We start from the raw sequence: 15,330 nt of genomic DNA on the forward strand, positions 1-15,330 counted from the left end.
TGAAAATCACTACTTAAACCCAAAATTAAGTAGTGATTTTTTAATATTAGTATCTTATTATCTATAAAATATATATCTAACAAATATCTTCTATATAAGATATCCTAATCAATTAATGTTATTCCTAACTTTTTATAAAATTGATAGTCTACATTATGACTTATAGTTAGGTTATTATCTTTTCTAAACTTTATTACATATTCTTTCATGCCTTCTCCATATATTCCATCTAAATGCCCTGGATAATATCCTTTTTCCTTCATCTTTCTCTGTACCTCATAAACTGCTGAACCTCTGTCTCCAGGTTTTAGTGTAATCAAACCCTTTTCGAAAGGCCCAAAAGGGCCTGCATAAATTGATACTATCATTCCATATGTCACATATTCATACAACTCCTCAACATCCTTATTAAACATTCTAATACAGCCATGTGAAGCTTCTGATCCAATTGTATGTGGCTTATTGGTTCCATGAATTCCAAACTTTCCCCAGGGTACATTTATTCCAATCCACCTTGTTCCAAAGCCTCCGCTCCATTTCCCCATACTCACTACTTTCCAGGTACCGATGGGCGAAGGAGTTTCTAATTTGCCACTAGCTATACTATATTTTTTTACTATTATGTTGTTATCTTTATCTACTAAATAAAGTCTTTCTTCATTAAGATCTACTAATATAGCAAGATTCTTCTTAGAATTTTCAATAGGTGCTGCATTTACAGTATATTCACTAATATTAAAAATAAATAAGATGATTAGATATAAAATCATAGTCTTCCTTTTAAGCCTTATCTTAACCAGCTATAACACCTCATTTCATATCAAAACAAATCTAAAAAGTCCCTTTATTATGATTTGATATTTTAAAGATAAAAATACCGAGAAAAAATAAAAATCCTATAAGAATAAAATGGGACATCTTAAAAATTAGATATCCCATTTTATTCTTAATGTGCAAATTCAATTTTTCTATTTTTATAATAGACTGCTCTTAAATTGCAATAATCAATAATATCCTTTGCAAGTTCAAAATTCTTACCTATATCTTCTGGTCTATGTGCATCAGAGCCTAAAGTCACATATTTGCCACCTAAATCAAAATAATTCTTATATATTTTTATTAAATTTTCTACGGCTTTCTTATCTCCAAGCCTTCTTGTGTTCAATTCTAAACACATTCCCATATGAATTACTTTTCGCAATACTTCATTTATATATTCTCTATACTCTTCATAATACATCTCTTTATCATTATAGACTGCACACCTTGAAATGTAATCAATATGGCCTAAACTATCTACAAAAGAATGCTCTTCTAGGCAATTTATTATTTGCTTAAAATACTCAATGTAAAGTTCTTTTTTACTTATGCTTTTATAAATTTTTTCAGCCTCATACAAATCTGTGTCATACATTTCATGAAGAGAACCTATTACATAATCAAATGGATAGTCCGTAGATATTGCCCTATTTTCCTTAGAATATCTATTACTCATGCCAATCTCTACTCCAAGTAAAAGGTTTTCTCCTCTATATGATCCATATTCATTAAAATAGTCCTTTATATTAAAGTTAAATTGACTTTTATCCTTATAATTTAAATCTATATGCTCAGTTACTATAATTCCAATTTGATTATTCTTAATTTTATTTATAGCCTCTTCTATATTCATTTTAGAATCCGTAGAATACTTTGTATGTAAATGTGTATCAAACATCTTTTCTCTCCCTTTAAAAAAACAGCAAAACATCTTTATGTTTTGCTTAATTTAACCTATTTCTTTTTTCTAGTTTTACTCTTAGCTGATATTACTTCCATAGAACCATCTTTTATTCTATTTGGCTTTGCTTTAGCCTTTATAACTCCATTACGTGTTTCAACTTTTGGCTTTTTCTTTGCTCCTTTTCCGTATAATCCAATCAAATCCATAAACCATAAAAAGAAAATTAAGAATACGCCCATATGAAGGTATTGCCATACACCTACTATTTTACCACTCCAAATTATATTTGGAACTGCAAAGATTACCGCAGCAATAACAAGTATTACCCATTTATTTACCTTAATATTATCAAAAACAAAAATCTTTAGTGCATTATAAACTAGTAAAATTATAATGACCATTATTAACATTGGTATAAATGCCTTTAAAAACTCCATTGTGTTTCCTCCTCATAGTCTAATTGTGTACATTATTATTATACATATATATTTCTATATTTATCAAGGTTAATCTACATTAACCTCCCATTTATTATGAATAAATATTATTTTCAGTAATTATCTTTATGCTATATATTATTTTTAAAGTTATGTTATAAAATCATAATATATTTTATGAATAATTATAATATTGATAAAAAAACGTTAAATTTCTAATAATTAATCAATAAAATATGTAATAAAAAAATATTTTCATAATATATTAATAATTACTATTGTTTTTTTTGATAAATTATTAATAATTCTGTTATAATGTTATTAAATATATTATCTCTTGAGGTGGTTTCTATGGATTTAAAAATAAACGGACTTGATGATCTAGATATTCAGATATTAGAAATATTAATAAGAGATTCTAGAACTCCATACTTGGAAATAGCAAGAAAATGTCACGTTAGTGGCGGTACTATTCATGTTAGAATGAAAAAAATGGAGGATATGGGTATCATAAGGGGGACTAAGCTTATCTTAGACAATAGTAAGCTTGGTTATGATGTATGTTGTTTTATAGGTATATATTTAGACAAGGCTGCTTCCTATGTAAGCGTCCTATCAGAGCTTGAAAAAATAAGTGAAGTAGTAGAATTACATTATACTACTGGAGAATACTCTGTGTTTATGAAAGTTATTTGTAAAAGCATAGGAGACTTACAAAATTTGCTAATGAACAAAATTCAAGCTATTCCTGAAATTCAAAGAACAGATACATTAATTTCATTATCACAGCCTATTGAAAGAAATGTTCAACTTTAATACATATAGTATTTCCTTAAATTAAAGCTGTACTGATTGTGCTTTTCAGTATAGCTTTTCATATTTTTACTATTTGGTTTATTTATTAGTTAATATTTTTTTATTAATTGCTAATAATATTTTTGTAAAAATATTTTATAAAGGAGATGTAACTTCTTATGAGAACATTTGATGCAATTGCACTTATCTTAGTTGTTATAGGCGCAATTAACTGGGGACTTATCGGTTTTTTTAGATATGATCTTGTTGCTTCAATATTTGGAGATTTCTCAGGACTTACTAGAACTATATATGCTTTAGTTGGTATTGCTGGACTTTATGCTATTTCTTTCTTTGGTAGAGATAGAGAACCTAGAGAAACAAAATAGAAAAATTAAAAAAAATCTCAAATATTTTAAAATATTTGAGATTTTTTTTAATTTTTCTATTGACTTTATCACTTTATTACATTAAAATAAATTCAATAGTTTGTTTTCAAAATCTTTGATCAGGAATAGTAACTTTAGGATTTAGTTTCAGAGAGTTGAGGATGGTGGGATCTCAATACGATAACCTTTAGTGAATGGACCTGTTAGATGTAAACCGAAATCTTTTTAGAGAGTAGTATTTACCGTGATTCGCTCGTTACAGCGATAGGATATGTATGTATCTGAAATGAGATATGAATGAAGCTTTTCTTTATACACTTTATTCATAATTTAGGTGGCAACGCGAATGATACTTCGCCCTATAATTAGGGCGGAGTTTTTTTATTTTTAGAAAAGGTGGTGAGTTATTATGGCTTGAAAGGAACTATCCTCAAATTGGTTATATAATACACAACTTGCAAATTGCAATTATAACAATTTTTATTTAAGAAGGGATGAATTAATTATGAAATTAAATGTAAAAAAGCTTATCATTAACTCACTATTACTAGCTGTAGGATTGATACTACATGAAATAACACCACCGATTATTATGGGAATGAAGCCCGATCTTGCATTAATAATGTTATTTATAGTAATTTTAATTAATGATGATTATCAAACTGCTTTAACTTCTGGAATTGTTTGTGGAATTCTGACTGCGCTAACTACAGGCTTTCCAAATGGACAAGTTCCAAACATCATAGATAAAATAGTGACTTCACATGCTGTATACTTAATGTTATTACCAATTAGAAACAAATTAAATTCACAAGTAAAAGCTGTTGTTATTACTATAATTGGAACTATCATTAGTGGTTCAGTTTTCCTAGGATCAGCTGCCATTTTAGCAGGATTACCTGGAGGAGCTTCCTTTAAAGCTTTATTTATAGGTGTAGTACTTCCAGCAACTTTAATTAACGCTATTGGAGGAGTTATCCTTTACAATATAATAAATATTTCTTTAAAAAGATCAAACTCAAAAGTATATTAATTTATAATATGCTGACTTTAATACTGATAGTAAAAAAACATGCAGGACCCCCTCCTGCATGTTTTTACTATCTTTTTATTTTATTTGTTAGATATTCTTCTTAATTCCTCTTTTTAAAGTATTTTTGTAATCAATAAATTCGTATACATCTTTATCGAAAAGAATACTAAATTTTTTCATTTCCTCTAAATTTAGTTCTTCAATAGCCTTATTATTTTCTTCACAATACAACACTATAGAGCCAATAACCCCATGAGCATCTCTAAAGGCCATTCCTTTATTAACAAGATAATCTGCAGCTTCTGTAGCATTTAAAAAGCCTTTTTTCACGCTATTGTACATATTTGCTTCTTTAATCTTTAATCCAGCTAACATGCCATTCATAACCTTTAAGCTTTTTAATACAGTGTCTAAACCATCAAAAAATCTTTCCTTATCTTCTTGCATATCCTTATTATAAGCTAGAGGAATTCCTTTCATAGTTGTTAATAGAGACATCAAAGCCCCATAAACTCTTCCTGTTTTTCCTCTAATAAGCTCTGCGGCATCTGGATTTTTCTTTTGAGGCATAATACTGCTTCCAGTAGAAAACTCATCGCTAATAGAAATAAAATCAAACTCTTTACTGCTCCATAATATTAACTCTTCACTAAGTCTGCTTAAATGCATCATTATTATAGAGAAAGAGGATAATAGACTTATTAGATAATCTCTATCACTTACACCATCCATAAAATTATCTACAGGCTTTTTAAAGCCTAATTCTTTTGCTGTAAGCTCTCTATCTATATTGTAGGTAGTGCCTGCTAAGGCACCGCACCCTAAAGGACTTTCATCTAAAATTTCAATATCACTTAAAATCCTCTTTTTATCTCTTATAAGCATGCTGTAGTAAGCTATCATATGGTGTTTGAAAGTTACTACCTGAGCTCTTTGAAGATGAGTATAACCAGGCATTATAACATTATTATTTTCACCTAATGTCTTAATAGTATTTAAAAGCTCATCTATGTTTTCAATAACTTCATAAGCCTTAGCTTTTGCATACATTCTCATATCTACTGCTACTTGGTCATTTCTACTTCTTCCAGTATGAAGCTTTTTACCTAATTCGCCAATTCTACCTATAAGATTAACTTCTACAAAGCTGTGAATATCCTCATAATCCCCTTCAATTAGAAGATTTTCTTCTTCTATGTCATTTAGTATGGACTTTAATCCTTCTGCAATTTTATTGCCCTCTTCTTCTGTCAAAATACCGCACTTAGCAAGCATTTTAACATGAGCCATACTTCCTGTAATATCTTCTTTATATAATCGTTTATCAAAGCTTAGAGAACTATTAAAGTCCTCCATAAGCTTGCTTTCTTCATTTTTAAATCTTCCACCCCAAAGCTTCATTAAATCACTCCGTTCTTTTAATAGCTAACCTCTAGTCACTAATCGCTAATCTCTACTTATTTCTGGAGAATAGAGATTAGTGACTAGCGATTAGTGATTATATTTTCCTAGAACCTAGAACCCAGTACCTATTTCTTATTGCCATTAAGCATTGCATTTATTTTGTATGGAAGACCAAATAAGTTTATAAAGCCTTCAGCATCTTTATGGTCATACAAGTCGCTAGCTCCAAAAGAAGAAATAGTCTCTTCATAAAGTGCATAAGGTGATTCCATTCCTGCAAACATGATATTTCCCTTATATAATTTTAACCTTACGCTTCCTGTTACCTTTTCTTGTGTTTTATCTACAAAAGCATCAAGAGCTTCTTTTATTGTTGTATACCAAAGTCCGTTATACACTAATTCACCGTATTTTTGAGATACCATTTCTTTAAAGTGGAAAGCTTCCTTCTCAACAGTTAAATATTCTAACTCTCTATGTGCTGCATATAGTATTGATCCACCTGGAGTTTCATATACTCCTCTAGACTTCATGCCTACAAGTCTGTTTTCTAAAAGATCAACAACACCGATTCCATTTTCTCCGCCTATCTTATTTAATTTATTTACTAATTCTACTGGACTTATTTCTTCTCCGTTTAATTTTTTAGCTATACCTTTTTCAAAGTAAATTTCTACATATGTAGGCTCATCTTTAGCTTTTTCAGGTGGAACTGTCATAAGGTACATTTCTCCCTTATGTTCATTTTTTAAGTTTTCTAAATCTCCACCTTCATGGCTTGTATGCCATATGTTCCTATCTCTTGAATAAATCTTTTCTTTAGTTACTGGAACATCTATTCCATTTTCATTAGCATAATCTATAGCATCTTCTCTTGATTTTATATTCCAAATTCTCCAAGGAGCTATTATCTTTATAGAAGGATCTAATGATGCAATTCCAACTTCAAAACGAACTTGGTCATTTCCTTTTCCTGTACATCCGTGGCAAATATACTTGGCTCCTTCCAATTGAGCTATTTTTACAAGAGTTTTAGCTATTAATGGTCTTGCAAAAGAAGTTCCTAATAAATATTTTCCCTCATAAACTGCATTTGCTTTAACTCCTTTAAAAAGAAAATCAGTTACAAATTCTTCTGTTACATCTTCTACATATATTTTTGAAGCACCAGACTTTATAGCCTTTTTCTTAATTTCTTCAAAATCCTCATCTTGACCAACATTAACGCAGCAAGCTATAACATCTAAATCGTAATTTTCCCTTAACCAATGTATTATAATTGAAGTGTCCAATCCACCTGAGTAAGCTAATACTACTTTTTCTTTCATTTTATTCTCCTCCTATATATTTAATTAAAATTAATCCAGTTAAAATAATCACTACCATTTTTAATAATTATACAAATATTTTTATATTTATGCAATACTTTTTTACACTTTTATCTTTACACAAATACACTAAAAATATAAGTTTAATATATATACTACTAAAATTGATCCGAATACAACTACTATCATATTCACTTTTTTCAATACTAAAATGCTTGCGAAAACCCCTCCAATTACAGCAGTAAGCTTATTCCCCGTTGAATATATTATTTCAGGAAATAGAAGTCCTCCAAGGGCTGCATAGGGTATGTATTCTAAAAAAGATTTAATAAATTTACTTGGTTCCTTTCCTTTATGCAAAACTAAAGGTAAAGCTCTTAGTAAATATGTAACTACACTGACCAATAGTACCCAAGCCAAAACCTTAGTCATATGTTTCACCTTCTTCTTGAGGCATAAATTTTGCCCCTATTAATGAAGCAATAATAATAGATATTATTATTCTCCAATTACCAATAACCTTATTTAATATTGGAATCCAATATATTAATGAACTTATAAGCATGGCTATAACAGCAACTAAAGTTACTTTTAATGACCCTTTCATAGCAGGGAGAAGCAATGCAATAAACATAATATATATAGCAATTCCTATACTTCTAGTAATGCTCTCTGGCAATATACTCGCTAATACAACTCCTGTTAAAGTTCCTAAGGCCCATCCTACATAGGATATGAGCTCAGTACCAAGGACAAAAGATTGATCTAGATTTTCCTTAGTCATTGAAACAACAAAAACCTCATCAGTTACTCCAAAGGATAGCAAGGCTTTAACTTTATAACCAACTGTACTTTTAAGTTTATTTGCCATGCAAAAGGACATTAGTAAGTATCTTGCATTAATCATAAAGGTAGTAAGTACAATATTACTTAAGCTCATTCCTTGAGAAATCATATTTACTCCAATAAATTGAGTAGCACCTGTAAAATTTAACATAGATACTAATACAGCTAATACTCCTGATATTCCTGAAGATTTAGCAATTAATCCGAAGGTAATGGATATAGGAAAATAGCCCATAAAGATCGGAATACCTGCTTTCAATCCTTCTTTGAACTCCTCCTTACTATACCCTCTAATATTAGCTTCCATAAAAAGCCCCCTCATTTAGTAAAAAATAATATAAAAGATGTATAGATAAAAAATCTACACATCTTTTTAGAATATATAATAACTTATTTATAGGTTTCTTATAATTTCTTCAGCAAATTCCATAGTCTTTGCATTTCCTCCTAAGTCAGAGGTTATTACTTTTCCCTCCTCCAATACCTTAGCTAATGCAATGTCGATTCTATCCGCTGCTTCATATTCACCTAAATATCTTAACATCATGACCCCGCTAAGTATTGATGCTATTGGATTAGCAATATTTTTCCCAGCTATATCAGGTGCTGAGCCATGGACTGCTTCAAATACTGCTACATCATCACCAATATTAGCACCTGGAACTACTCCAAGTCCTCCAACAAGTCCAGCACATAAATCTGAAAGTATATCTCCATATAAATTTGGCATAAGAATAACATCGTATTTTTCAGGATTTTGTACTAATTTCATACTCATGGCATCCACAATCATATCATCAAACTGAATATCTTTATTTCTTTCAGCCACTTCTTTTGCACATTTTAAAAATAGCCCATCTGATAATTTCATTATATTTGCTTTATGAACTACCGTAATCCTCTTTCTGTCTTCTTTTCTCGCCATCTTAAATGCAAACTCTGCTATTCGTTCACTAGCTGCTCTAGTTATTATTTTTATACTTTCAGCAGCTACATCTCCAATGCTGTGTTCAATACCTGCATATAAATCTTCAGTATTCTCCCTTACTATAATAAGATTTACATCATCGTATCTAGATTTTATACCAGCATAGGTTTTAACAGGTCTAACGTTAGCATAAAGATTCAGAGCCTGCCTAAGACCTACATTTACACTTCTAAAGCCTTCACCAATTGGAGTTGTTATAGGGCCCTTAATTGCAACTTTATTCTTTTTAATACTATCAATAACGTAATTCGGAAGTGGTGTCCCAAATTCATCAATAACTTTCCTTCCTGCCTCTACAATCTCCCAGCTAATATCCACTTCACTTGCGTCTATAACAGCTCTAGTGGCTATCATTACCTCTGGTCCTATTCCATCACCTGGAATTAAAGTTACACAGTGCGTCATTGTCCTACCTCCCGAACTTAAATATTATTTATCTTTAATAGTATTGATTAATCCACCCTTAAGTATCATTTCCTTTTGTCTTTCAGAAAGTACTAAGTTCATAGGATATTCTTCATTTTTAGTCTTATTTTTAACTGTTATTTTTCCTTCTTCAACACCTGCTAAAGCATTTTCTATTACTAGTTCATCAAATTCATCTATCTTATCATAGTCTCCAGCATTATTAAATACTAAAGGCATTATTCCATTATTAATTAAATTTGCCATGTGTATTCTAGCAAAAGATTTTGCAAGTACAGCCTTAATTCCAAGGTAAAGTGGAGCCAAAGCCGCATGCTCTCTACTTGATCCTTGACCATAGTTAGAACCACCTATAATGAAGCCGCCTCCATTTTCCTTTGCTCTCTTTGGAAATTCTGGATTACATGGAGCTAAGCAGTAATCTGATAAATAAGGTATATTAGATCTAAATGGTAATAGTTTTGCATTTGAAGGCATTATATGGTCAGTAGTTATATTGTCTCCTACTTTTATTAATGCTTTTCCTTCAATTTTCTCCTTTAAAGCTTCAGCTTTTGGGAAAGGTTTTATATTCGGACCTCTTACTATTTCCACTTTGCTGCCATCCTCTGCTGGGCTTACAATTAAATTATCATTTATTAAAAATTCCTTTGGCATTTCAATTTCAGGAGCTTTTCCAAACTCTCTAGGATCAGTTATATATCCTGTTAACGCTGAAACTGCAGCAACTTCTGGACTTACAAGATATACTCCAGCTGTAGCTGTTCCGCATCTTCCTTCAAAGTTTCTATTAATTGTTCTAAGTGAAACTGCTCCATTTGCAGGTGCTTGACCCATACCTATACACGGACCGCAGCCTGATTCTATAATTCTAGCTCCAGCACCTATCATTTTAGCAAGAGCCCCATTTGCTGCAAGCATATTTAATACTTGCTTTGATCCTGGTCCAATTACTAAAGATACATCTTCATGGATAGTTTTTCCATCTAAAATTTCTGCTACTTTCATCATATCAACATAAGATGAATTAGTACAGCTTCCGATAGTAATTTGATTTACTTTTACTCCTTTAAGTTCACTAACCTTAACAACATTATCTGGGCTGTGTGGGCAAGCAACTTGAGGTTCTAATTGATTTAAATCAATTACTACTACCTCATCATAAGTAGCATCTTCATCAGCCTTTATTTCAGTATAATCTTGTTCTCTTCCTTGTGCTTTTAAGAACTGTAAAGTTGTTTCATCACTTGGGAAAATTGAAGTAGTTGCACCAAGCTCTGCTCCCATATTTGTTATAGTAGCTCTATCAGGTACAGAAAGAGTCTTAACTCCCTCTCCTGCATATTCAAATACTGTATCAACTCCACCCTTTACAGTAAGTCTTCTTAATAATTCAAGAATTATATCCTTTGCTGTAACCCATGGATTAAGAACTCCTTTTAATTCAACTTTTACAACCTTAGGAGTTTTAATATAATATTCTCCACCACCCATAGCTACTGCAACATCAAGTCCACCAGCACCTATTCCAATCATTCCAATACCTCCAGCAGTTGGAGTATGGCTATCTGATCCTACTAGAGTTTGTCCTGGAACACCAAATCTCTCTAAATGAACCTGATGGCAAATCCCATTACCAGGCTTTGAGAAATATATTCCATGTTTTTTAGTAACTGTTTGAATATATGCGTGGTCATCTGCATTTTCAGGACCTGTTTGAAGCATATTATGGTCAATATAGGCAACTGAACGCTTTGTTTTAACTTTATCTACACCAAGGGCTTCAAATTGAAGATAAGCCATTGTTCCTGTAGAATCTTGAGTTAAGGTTTGATCTATTCTAATACCTATTTCACTACCTTTTTTCATTTCACCAACAACTAAATGGTTCATTAATATTTTTTCTACTATGTTGTACCCCATTCTGTTCAACCCCTTCAATTAATCTATAACACATTTATTCAAAATTATATCATAATTATGCATTCTTAGTAAAGACAATTGCATAAAGCTGAATGTATTATTCTTATGCAAAATTATATTTTAGATTTTCACTATTTAACAACAAGTCTTGCCTTAATCACTTTCGTATTAACCCTAACAACTAAAATACTATATTTTTTTTCTTTTATTTCTTTATTAAAAATTCTTATAATATCTTTATCTAGCTCACCAATAATCTCACCATTTTTATTAATAATCAAATTCTTATTACCATTTTTCCCAACAAAAAGATTATCCCACTCCTTAAGATTATGTTTTTGTACATGAAATACAAGAAAAATACCTCTTTCTTTAACTATTCTATATAAACTATTAAATTTATCAGTCAATAAAGTTTCATCTAGCTTTTCGTGCTCCAAAATACTTTTTCTCTGTAAAAGAATCTCTTCTTTTTGTTCAATTTCCTCTTTAAGCATTTCTATAGTCTTTGCTAAGCTTTGAATTTCTTTTTCTTTATTTTTTACATAATTTTTTAAGGATGAAGGTGCATTCTCATTCACTACTCAATCTCTCCTTGCAAAACAGTTTATTATATACTTACTTAACATACATATGGTAAAATAATCTTAGGTGATTAAATGGATATTTTTAGATTAATATTATCAATATTTAAAAGCTTTATCAATTTATTCTTTAATTTTATAAAAAGCTGTAATTGTTTCTTTAAAAACATATACGAAAATATAAGTTTTTCCCATAGTAAGAAAATAACAATAAATAAAATGTATGAACCCTTGCTAAAAGACAAGCATATGCAGATTAGGCAGCTTAACTCTAAGCTTTCTAATGTAAAAACACAAACCCAAAAGCTTGATTCTGAACTCAAATTAATTCATTTAAAAAACGAAACTTTAAAAAGAGATGTAGAAATACTTCAAAATCTAATAATAAATAATTTTAACGAATAAAAGTGTAGAGGAATATATAATCTACACTTCTTTTAATTTATTATCAATTTCATTTCTAACCAGCTCTGCTAATTCTTTCTGTTCTTCTTTAGAAATTTGGTCAATATATATTGGTTTGCCAAATACTACTTTAATAGTTCCTTTTTCTAATCTTCCATTATTCTCTTCAAATATTTTATAACTTCCATCTAAAGCAACTGGAACTATAGGAACATTTGCCTTAACAGCCATCTTTAAGCTTCCCTTTTTAAATTCTCCCAGTTCGCTGCTTTTACTTCTTGTACCTTCTGGGAAAATAACCATTGAATTTCCATTTTTTAGATTATCTGCACCTTGATTAATTGCTTTTAAAGATTCTCTAACATTTTCCCTATCAATAAATACGCATTTCATCTCATTCATCCACCAAGGTATGATTGGCAATTTATTAATTTCTTTTTTTGCAATAAAGCCAATAGGTCTACCAACTACTGAAAGCAAAGCAAATATATCAAAGTTTCCTTGGTGATTTGCAACAAAGCAACAAGCTTCACTAGGTATATTTTCATTTCCTTCTGAAATAACCTTTATTCCAGCTTTATTTAGAAAATCTCTAGCCCATTTCATTGCTATTCCATGCAAATATTGTTGAGCTTCTTTTTCTCCTTGCTTATTCTTAATATTTGTATAGTTTATTTTTAAAAAGTTTTTTCTTATTACTAGAAAAAATAAATATATGAATAAATAAATAGTTCTCATAATAATTTTTCCACCTCCATATTCTGCTACGCAAATAATATTATACTTTTGAATAAAAATTTATTCAATAAATACTTTTAAAATATATTTTATGGTTATATTTTCTTAAAATAATGTCATCATTATAATACATGCACAATAATGTAGAATGGAGTAACTATGATAATATTTAAGAGACATTTTAAAATTTATGCTGTAATTTCTTTATTAATATTTATACTTGTCCTCTGTATACTTTATAAACTCCCTGTAAAGAATTCTTTAAGTGAATTGAAACCTAATCAATTAAGAATTCATTACATTGATGTTGGTCAAGGAGATGCTGCTTTAATTCAAATAAATAATAAAAATTTGCTAATTGATTCAGGTCCTGATAAAAAAGCTTACTTATACTTAAGAAAGCTAGGTATAAAAACCCTCGATTATGTGATAATTACTCATCCACACGAGGATCATATTGGAGGTCTTAATTATATTATAAAGAACATCAATACTAAAACATATTATTTACCTAATGTAATAAGTAGTTCAGAAAGCTTTAAAAATGTGCTACAATCATTACGTAGCAAAAATTTCAACGTCTCTACAGGTAAAGCAGGAATAAAAATAGATCTGGATAAAAATTTAAGTCTATTAATGCTTTCCCCAGTAAATAACCTATATACAGAAATTAACCATTATTCCATAGTCCTTAAGCTGAATTTTATGGAAACAAGTTTTTTATTCTGTGGTGATTCAGAAATCATAAATGAGGAAGAAATTCTCTCAAAGGGTTATAATATTGATTCTGATATAATTAAAATTGCTCATCACGGAAGTAATTCCTCTACCTCTGAAAATTTCTTAAACGAGGTAAGCCCTAAGGTTGCTGTTATTAGCGTAGGTAAAGATAATGAATATGGGCATCCTCATAAAGAAACATTGTTAAAACTAAAAAACAAAAATATCCAACTTTTTAGAACAGATTTACAAGGTACAATAGTTTTAGAAAGCGATGGATATAAAATTTTAAGAAGGAAGTGATTTTTTGAATCCAATTGCATTTAATCTTTTTGGTCTCCCTATCGCATGGTATGGAATTATAATTAGCTTTGCTATCATTGTGGGGTACTTTGTAGGTCAACTTCAAAGTAAACTATATGATATGGATTTTGATAAAATAACAGATGTGTTTATCGTGGCTTTACCAATTTCAGTAATATGCGCAAGACTTTATTATGTAATATTTGAGTGGTCTTATTACAAGAACGATCTTATGGAAATACTAAATATTAGAGGCGGCGGACTTGCAATTCATGGTGGAATACTGGGTGCTATTCTTAGCGGATATCTTATGGCAAGATATAAAAAAATAGATTTTCTTAAATTACTTGATGTAGTCGGTCCACCTTTTATTATTGCTCAAGCTATTGGACGTTGGGGAAATTTCTTTAATTCAGAGGCTCATGGAGGAGAAGTATCCAAAGAATTTATTTCTCATTTCCCAAGTTTTATACAGAAGGGTATGTACATTGATGGTGCTTATTATCATCCTACATTCTTATATGAGTCTTCTTGGAATTTGATGGTTTTTATTTTTCTTATGATTATCAGTAGAAAAGTAAAATTATATAAGGGATCTATTTTCTTCTTATATTTAATGCTGTATTCTATTGGAAGATTTTTTATAGAAGGTCTTAGAACTGACAGTTTAATGATTGGCCCATTTAGAATGGCTCAATTAATTAGCTTAATATTTATATTTGCAGCATTAATATTCTTAATTGTATTAAACAAAAGAAAAACAACAAAATATATTTAAAATAAAAAGAGCACATGATTATAATATTATAATTATGTGCTCCATTAATTCTCACAAAAAATAAAAAATGGCTCCGCGAAAAGGATTCGAACCTTCAACCTATCGGTTAACAGCCGAGTGCTCCACCGTTGAGCTATCGCGGAACAATATCCGGCGGTGACCTACTCTTCCACACCGTCACCAGTGCAGTACCATCGGCGCTTTGAAGCTTAACCTTCGTGTTCGGAATGGGAACGGGTGTTACCTTCAAGCCATAACCACCAGATAGCCAGACATCCAAAATCTTCGATTTTGTGATGGCCGGCTACTCATGAGCTTCTGCTCAAGAGTGTCATTAATCAGTACTCCTCAGCTCTGCTGAGTGAGTTTCCTTTGAAAGAAATTTATTCTCTCAAAATTGCACAGTGAATTAATATTGATCAAGTCCTCGACCTATTAGTATTAGTCAGCTGAGTACATTACTGCACTTACACCTCTAACCTATCAACCTGATGGTCTTTCAGGGGTCTT

17 protein-coding genes, 1 tRNA gene, 2 rRNA genes and 1 other annotated feature are annotated in these 15,330 nt (G+C 30.4%); of the genes, 6 read left to right on the top strand and 14 right to left on the bottom strand.

Annotation, left to right across the window (positions count from 1 at the left end; genetic code table 11):
* Positions 1 to 104: 104 nt before the first annotated feature.
* The 3 genes from CLHOM_RS02070 to CLHOM_RS02080 all read right to left on the bottom strand — a co-directional run bounded on the left by CLHOM_RS02070 (position 105) and on the right by CLHOM_RS02080 (position 2,160).
* Positions 105 to 770, bottom strand: coding sequence for a L,D-transpeptidase family protein (locus CLHOM_RS02070; RefSeq protein ID WP_052220022.1), 666 nt, complete (start codon positions 768 to 770; stop codon positions 105 to 107).
* Positions 771 to 946: 176 nt separating this feature from the next.
* Entirely contained in the window at positions 947 to 1,717 is a 771-nt protein-coding gene (locus tag CLHOM_RS02075; RefSeq protein WP_052220023.1) for a histidinol phosphate phosphatase, read from the bottom strand.
* A 56-nt stretch (positions 1,718 to 1,773) separates the two neighbouring features.
* Positions 1,774 to 2,160, bottom strand: coding sequence for a hypothetical protein (locus CLHOM_RS02080; RefSeq protein ID WP_052220024.1), 387 nt, complete (start codon positions 2,158 to 2,160; stop codon positions 1,774 to 1,776).
* 351 nt (positions 2,161 to 2,511) lie between these two features.
* Here CLHOM_RS02080 and CLHOM_RS02085 point away from each other — a divergent pair, with 351 nt between their 5' ends.
* The 3 genes from CLHOM_RS02085 to CLHOM_RS02095 all read left to right on the top strand — a co-directional run bounded on the left by CLHOM_RS02085 (position 2,512) and on the right by CLHOM_RS02095 (position 4,377).
* Complete coding sequence (locus tag CLHOM_RS02085) at positions 2,512 to 2,976, top strand: Lrp/AsnC ligand binding domain-containing protein (protein ID WP_052220025.1); 465 nt, start codon at positions 2,512 to 2,514, stop codon at positions 2,974 to 2,976.
* A 158-nt stretch (positions 2,977 to 3,134) separates the two neighbouring features.
* Positions 3,135 to 3,344: a DUF378 domain-containing protein gene (locus CLHOM_RS02090; protein WP_052220026.1), complete on the top strand. Its 210-nt coding sequence runs from the start codon at positions 3,135 to 3,137 to the stop codon at positions 3,342 to 3,344.
* Positions 3,345 to 3,450: 106 nt separating this feature from the next.
* Positions 3,451 to 3,709, top strand: a binding site (T-box leader).
* A 140-nt stretch (positions 3,710 to 3,849) separates the two neighbouring features.
* The gene (locus tag CLHOM_RS02095) at positions 3,850 to 4,377 is read left to right on the top strand and encodes a tryptophan transporter (RefSeq protein WP_052220027.1); all 528 of its coding nucleotides are present in this window, start codon (positions 3,850 to 3,852) and stop codon (positions 4,375 to 4,377) included.
* Positions 4,378 to 4,464: 87 nt separating this feature from the next.
* Here CLHOM_RS02095 and argH read toward each other — a convergent pair whose 3' ends face one another.
* From argH to CLHOM_RS02130, 7 genes are all read right to left on the bottom strand, one after another.
* Positions 4,465 to 5,778 (bottom strand): argininosuccinate lyase, encoded by a 1,314-nt coding sequence (gene argH, locus CLHOM_RS02100; RefSeq protein WP_052220028.1) that lies wholly within the window; start codon positions 5,776 to 5,778, stop codon positions 4,465 to 4,467.
* Between the two features lie 128 nt (positions 5,779 to 5,906).
* Complete coding sequence (locus CLHOM_RS02105) at positions 5,907 to 7,109, bottom strand: argininosuccinate synthase (RefSeq protein ID WP_052220029.1); 1,203 nt, start codon at positions 7,107 to 7,109, stop codon at positions 5,907 to 5,909.
* A 129-nt stretch (positions 7,110 to 7,238) separates the two neighbouring features.
* Entirely contained in the window at positions 7,239 to 7,541 is a 303-nt protein-coding gene (locus tag CLHOM_RS02110; protein WP_052220030.1) for an AzlD domain-containing protein, read from the bottom strand.
* Positions 7,534 to 8,262 (bottom strand): AzlC family ABC transporter permease, encoded by a 729-nt coding sequence (locus tag CLHOM_RS02115; protein WP_052220031.1) that lies wholly within the window; start codon positions 8,260 to 8,262, stop codon positions 7,534 to 7,536. Before CLHOM_RS02115 ends, CLHOM_RS02110 begins: the two co-directional genes overlap by 8 nt.
* An 87-nt stretch (positions 8,263 to 8,349) precedes the next feature.
* Positions 8,350 to 9,348, bottom strand: coding sequence for an isocitrate/isopropylmalate dehydrogenase family protein (locus CLHOM_RS02120; RefSeq protein ID WP_052220032.1), 999 nt, complete (start codon positions 9,346 to 9,348; stop codon positions 8,350 to 8,352).
* 24 nt (positions 9,349 to 9,372) lie between these two features.
* Positions 9,373 to 11,292, bottom strand: coding sequence for an aconitate hydratase (locus CLHOM_RS02125; protein ID WP_052220033.1), 1,920 nt, complete (start codon positions 11,290 to 11,292; stop codon positions 9,373 to 9,375).
* 131 nt (positions 11,293 to 11,423) lie between these two features.
* Positions 11,424 to 11,873 carry a hypothetical protein gene (locus CLHOM_RS02130; RefSeq protein ID WP_052220034.1) on the bottom strand — a complete coding sequence of 150 codons (450 nt, stop codon included), beginning with the start codon at positions 11,871 to 11,873 and terminating at the stop codon, positions 11,424 to 11,426.
* Positions 11,874 to 11,951: 78 nt separating this feature from the next.
* Here CLHOM_RS02130 and CLHOM_RS02135 point away from each other — a divergent pair, with 78 nt between their 5' ends.
* Positions 11,952 to 12,281, top strand: a complete 330-nt coding sequence (locus tag CLHOM_RS02135; protein ID WP_052220035.1) for a hypothetical protein — start codon at positions 11,952 to 11,954, stop codon at positions 12,279 to 12,281.
* A 21-nt stretch (positions 12,282 to 12,302) separates the two neighbouring features.
* Here the strand turns inward: CLHOM_RS02135 and CLHOM_RS02140 are convergent, their stop codons facing one another.
* On the bottom strand, positions 12,303 to 13,019 hold the full coding sequence (locus CLHOM_RS02140; protein WP_052220036.1) for a lysophospholipid acyltransferase family protein: 717 nt from the start codon (positions 13,017 to 13,019) through the stop codon (positions 12,303 to 12,305).
* Between the two features lie 159 nt (positions 13,020 to 13,178).
* Between CLHOM_RS02140 and CLHOM_RS02145 the strand changes: the two genes are divergently transcribed.
* Positions 13,179 to 14,042: a ComEC/Rec2 family competence protein gene (locus CLHOM_RS02145; protein WP_052220037.1), complete on the top strand. Its 864-nt coding sequence runs from the start codon at positions 13,179 to 13,181 to the stop codon at positions 14,040 to 14,042.
* A 4-nt stretch (positions 14,043 to 14,046) separates the two neighbouring features.
* Positions 14,047 to 14,820, top strand: coding sequence for a prolipoprotein diacylglyceryl transferase (gene lgt, locus CLHOM_RS02150; RefSeq protein WP_052220038.1), 774 nt, complete (start codon positions 14,047 to 14,049; stop codon positions 14,818 to 14,820).
* A gap of 68 nt (positions 14,821 to 14,888) precedes the next feature.
* On the opposite strand, the gene CLHOM_RS02155 is transcribed toward lgt, so the two are convergent.
* The 3 genes from CLHOM_RS02155 to CLHOM_RS02165 all read right to left on the bottom strand — a co-directional run.
* A tRNA-Asn gene (locus CLHOM_RS02155) sits at positions 14,889 to 14,963 on the bottom strand.
* Between the two features lie 5 nt (positions 14,964 to 14,968).
* A 5S ribosomal RNA gene (gene rrf / locus CLHOM_RS02160) occupies positions 14,969 to 15,085 on the bottom strand.
* A 150-nt stretch (positions 15,086 to 15,235) separates the two neighbouring features.
* Positions 15,236 to 15,330: ribosomal RNA gene (locus tag CLHOM_RS02165) — 23S ribosomal RNA — on the bottom strand; the annotation flags it as partial.

The organism is Clostridium homopropionicum DSM 5847, assembly GCF_001263795.1.
In the GTDB taxonomy this organism is placed as follows: Bacteria; Bacillota; Clostridia; order Clostridiales; family Clostridiaceae; genus Clostridium_H; species Clostridium_H homopropionicum.

Coding starts and splice junctions, on each gene's coding strand:
- CLHOM_RS02135 (WP_052220035.1), top strand. CDS start 11,952: ATGGATATTTTTAGATTAATATTATCAATATTTAAAAGCTTTATCAAT.
- CLHOM_RS02105 (WP_052220029.1), bottom strand. CDS start 7,109: ATGAAAGAAAAAGTAGTATTAGCTTACTCAGGTGGATTGGACACTTCA.
- CLHOM_RS02140 (WP_052220036.1), bottom strand. CDS start 13,019: ATGAGAACTATTTATTTATTCATATATTTATTTTTTCTAGTAATAAGA.
- CLHOM_RS02145 (WP_052220037.1), top strand. CDS start 13,179: ATGATAATATTTAAGAGACATTTTAAAATTTATGCTGTAATTTCTTTA.
- CLHOM_RS02110 (WP_052220030.1), bottom strand. CDS start 7,541: ATGACTAAGGTTTTGGCTTGGGTACTATTGGTCAGTGTAGTTACATAT.
- CLHOM_RS02080 (WP_052220024.1), bottom strand. CDS start 2,160: ATGGAGTTTTTAAAGGCATTTATACCAATGTTAATAATGGTCATTATA.
- CLHOM_RS02115 (WP_052220031.1), bottom strand. CDS start 8,262: ATGGAAGCTAATATTAGAGGGTATAGTAAGGAGGAGTTCAAAGAAGGA.
- CLHOM_RS02085 (WP_052220025.1), top strand. CDS start 2,512: ATGGATTTAAAAATAAACGGACTTGATGATCTAGATATTCAGATATTA.
- CLHOM_RS02120 (WP_052220032.1), bottom strand. CDS start 9,348: ATGACGCACTGTGTAACTTTAATTCCAGGTGATGGAATAGGACCAGAG.
- CLHOM_RS02070 (WP_052220022.1), bottom strand. CDS start 770: ATGATTTTATATCTAATCATCTTATTTATTTTTAATATTAGTGAATAT.
- CLHOM_RS02125 (WP_052220033.1), bottom strand. CDS start 11,292: ATGGGGTACAACATAGTAGAAAAAATATTAATGAACCATTTAGTTGTT.
- CLHOM_RS02090 (WP_052220026.1), top strand. CDS start 3,135: ATGAGAACATTTGATGCAATTGCACTTATCTTAGTTGTTATAGGCGCA.
- argH (WP_052220028.1), bottom strand. CDS start 5,778: ATGAAGCTTTGGGGTGGAAGATTTAAAAATGAAGAAAGCAAGCTTATG.
- CLHOM_RS02075 (WP_052220023.1), bottom strand. CDS start 1,717: ATGTTTGATACACATTTACATACAAAGTATTCTACGGATTCTAAAATG.
- CLHOM_RS02095 (WP_052220027.1), top strand. CDS start 3,850: ATGAAATTAAATGTAAAAAAGCTTATCATTAACTCACTATTACTAGCT.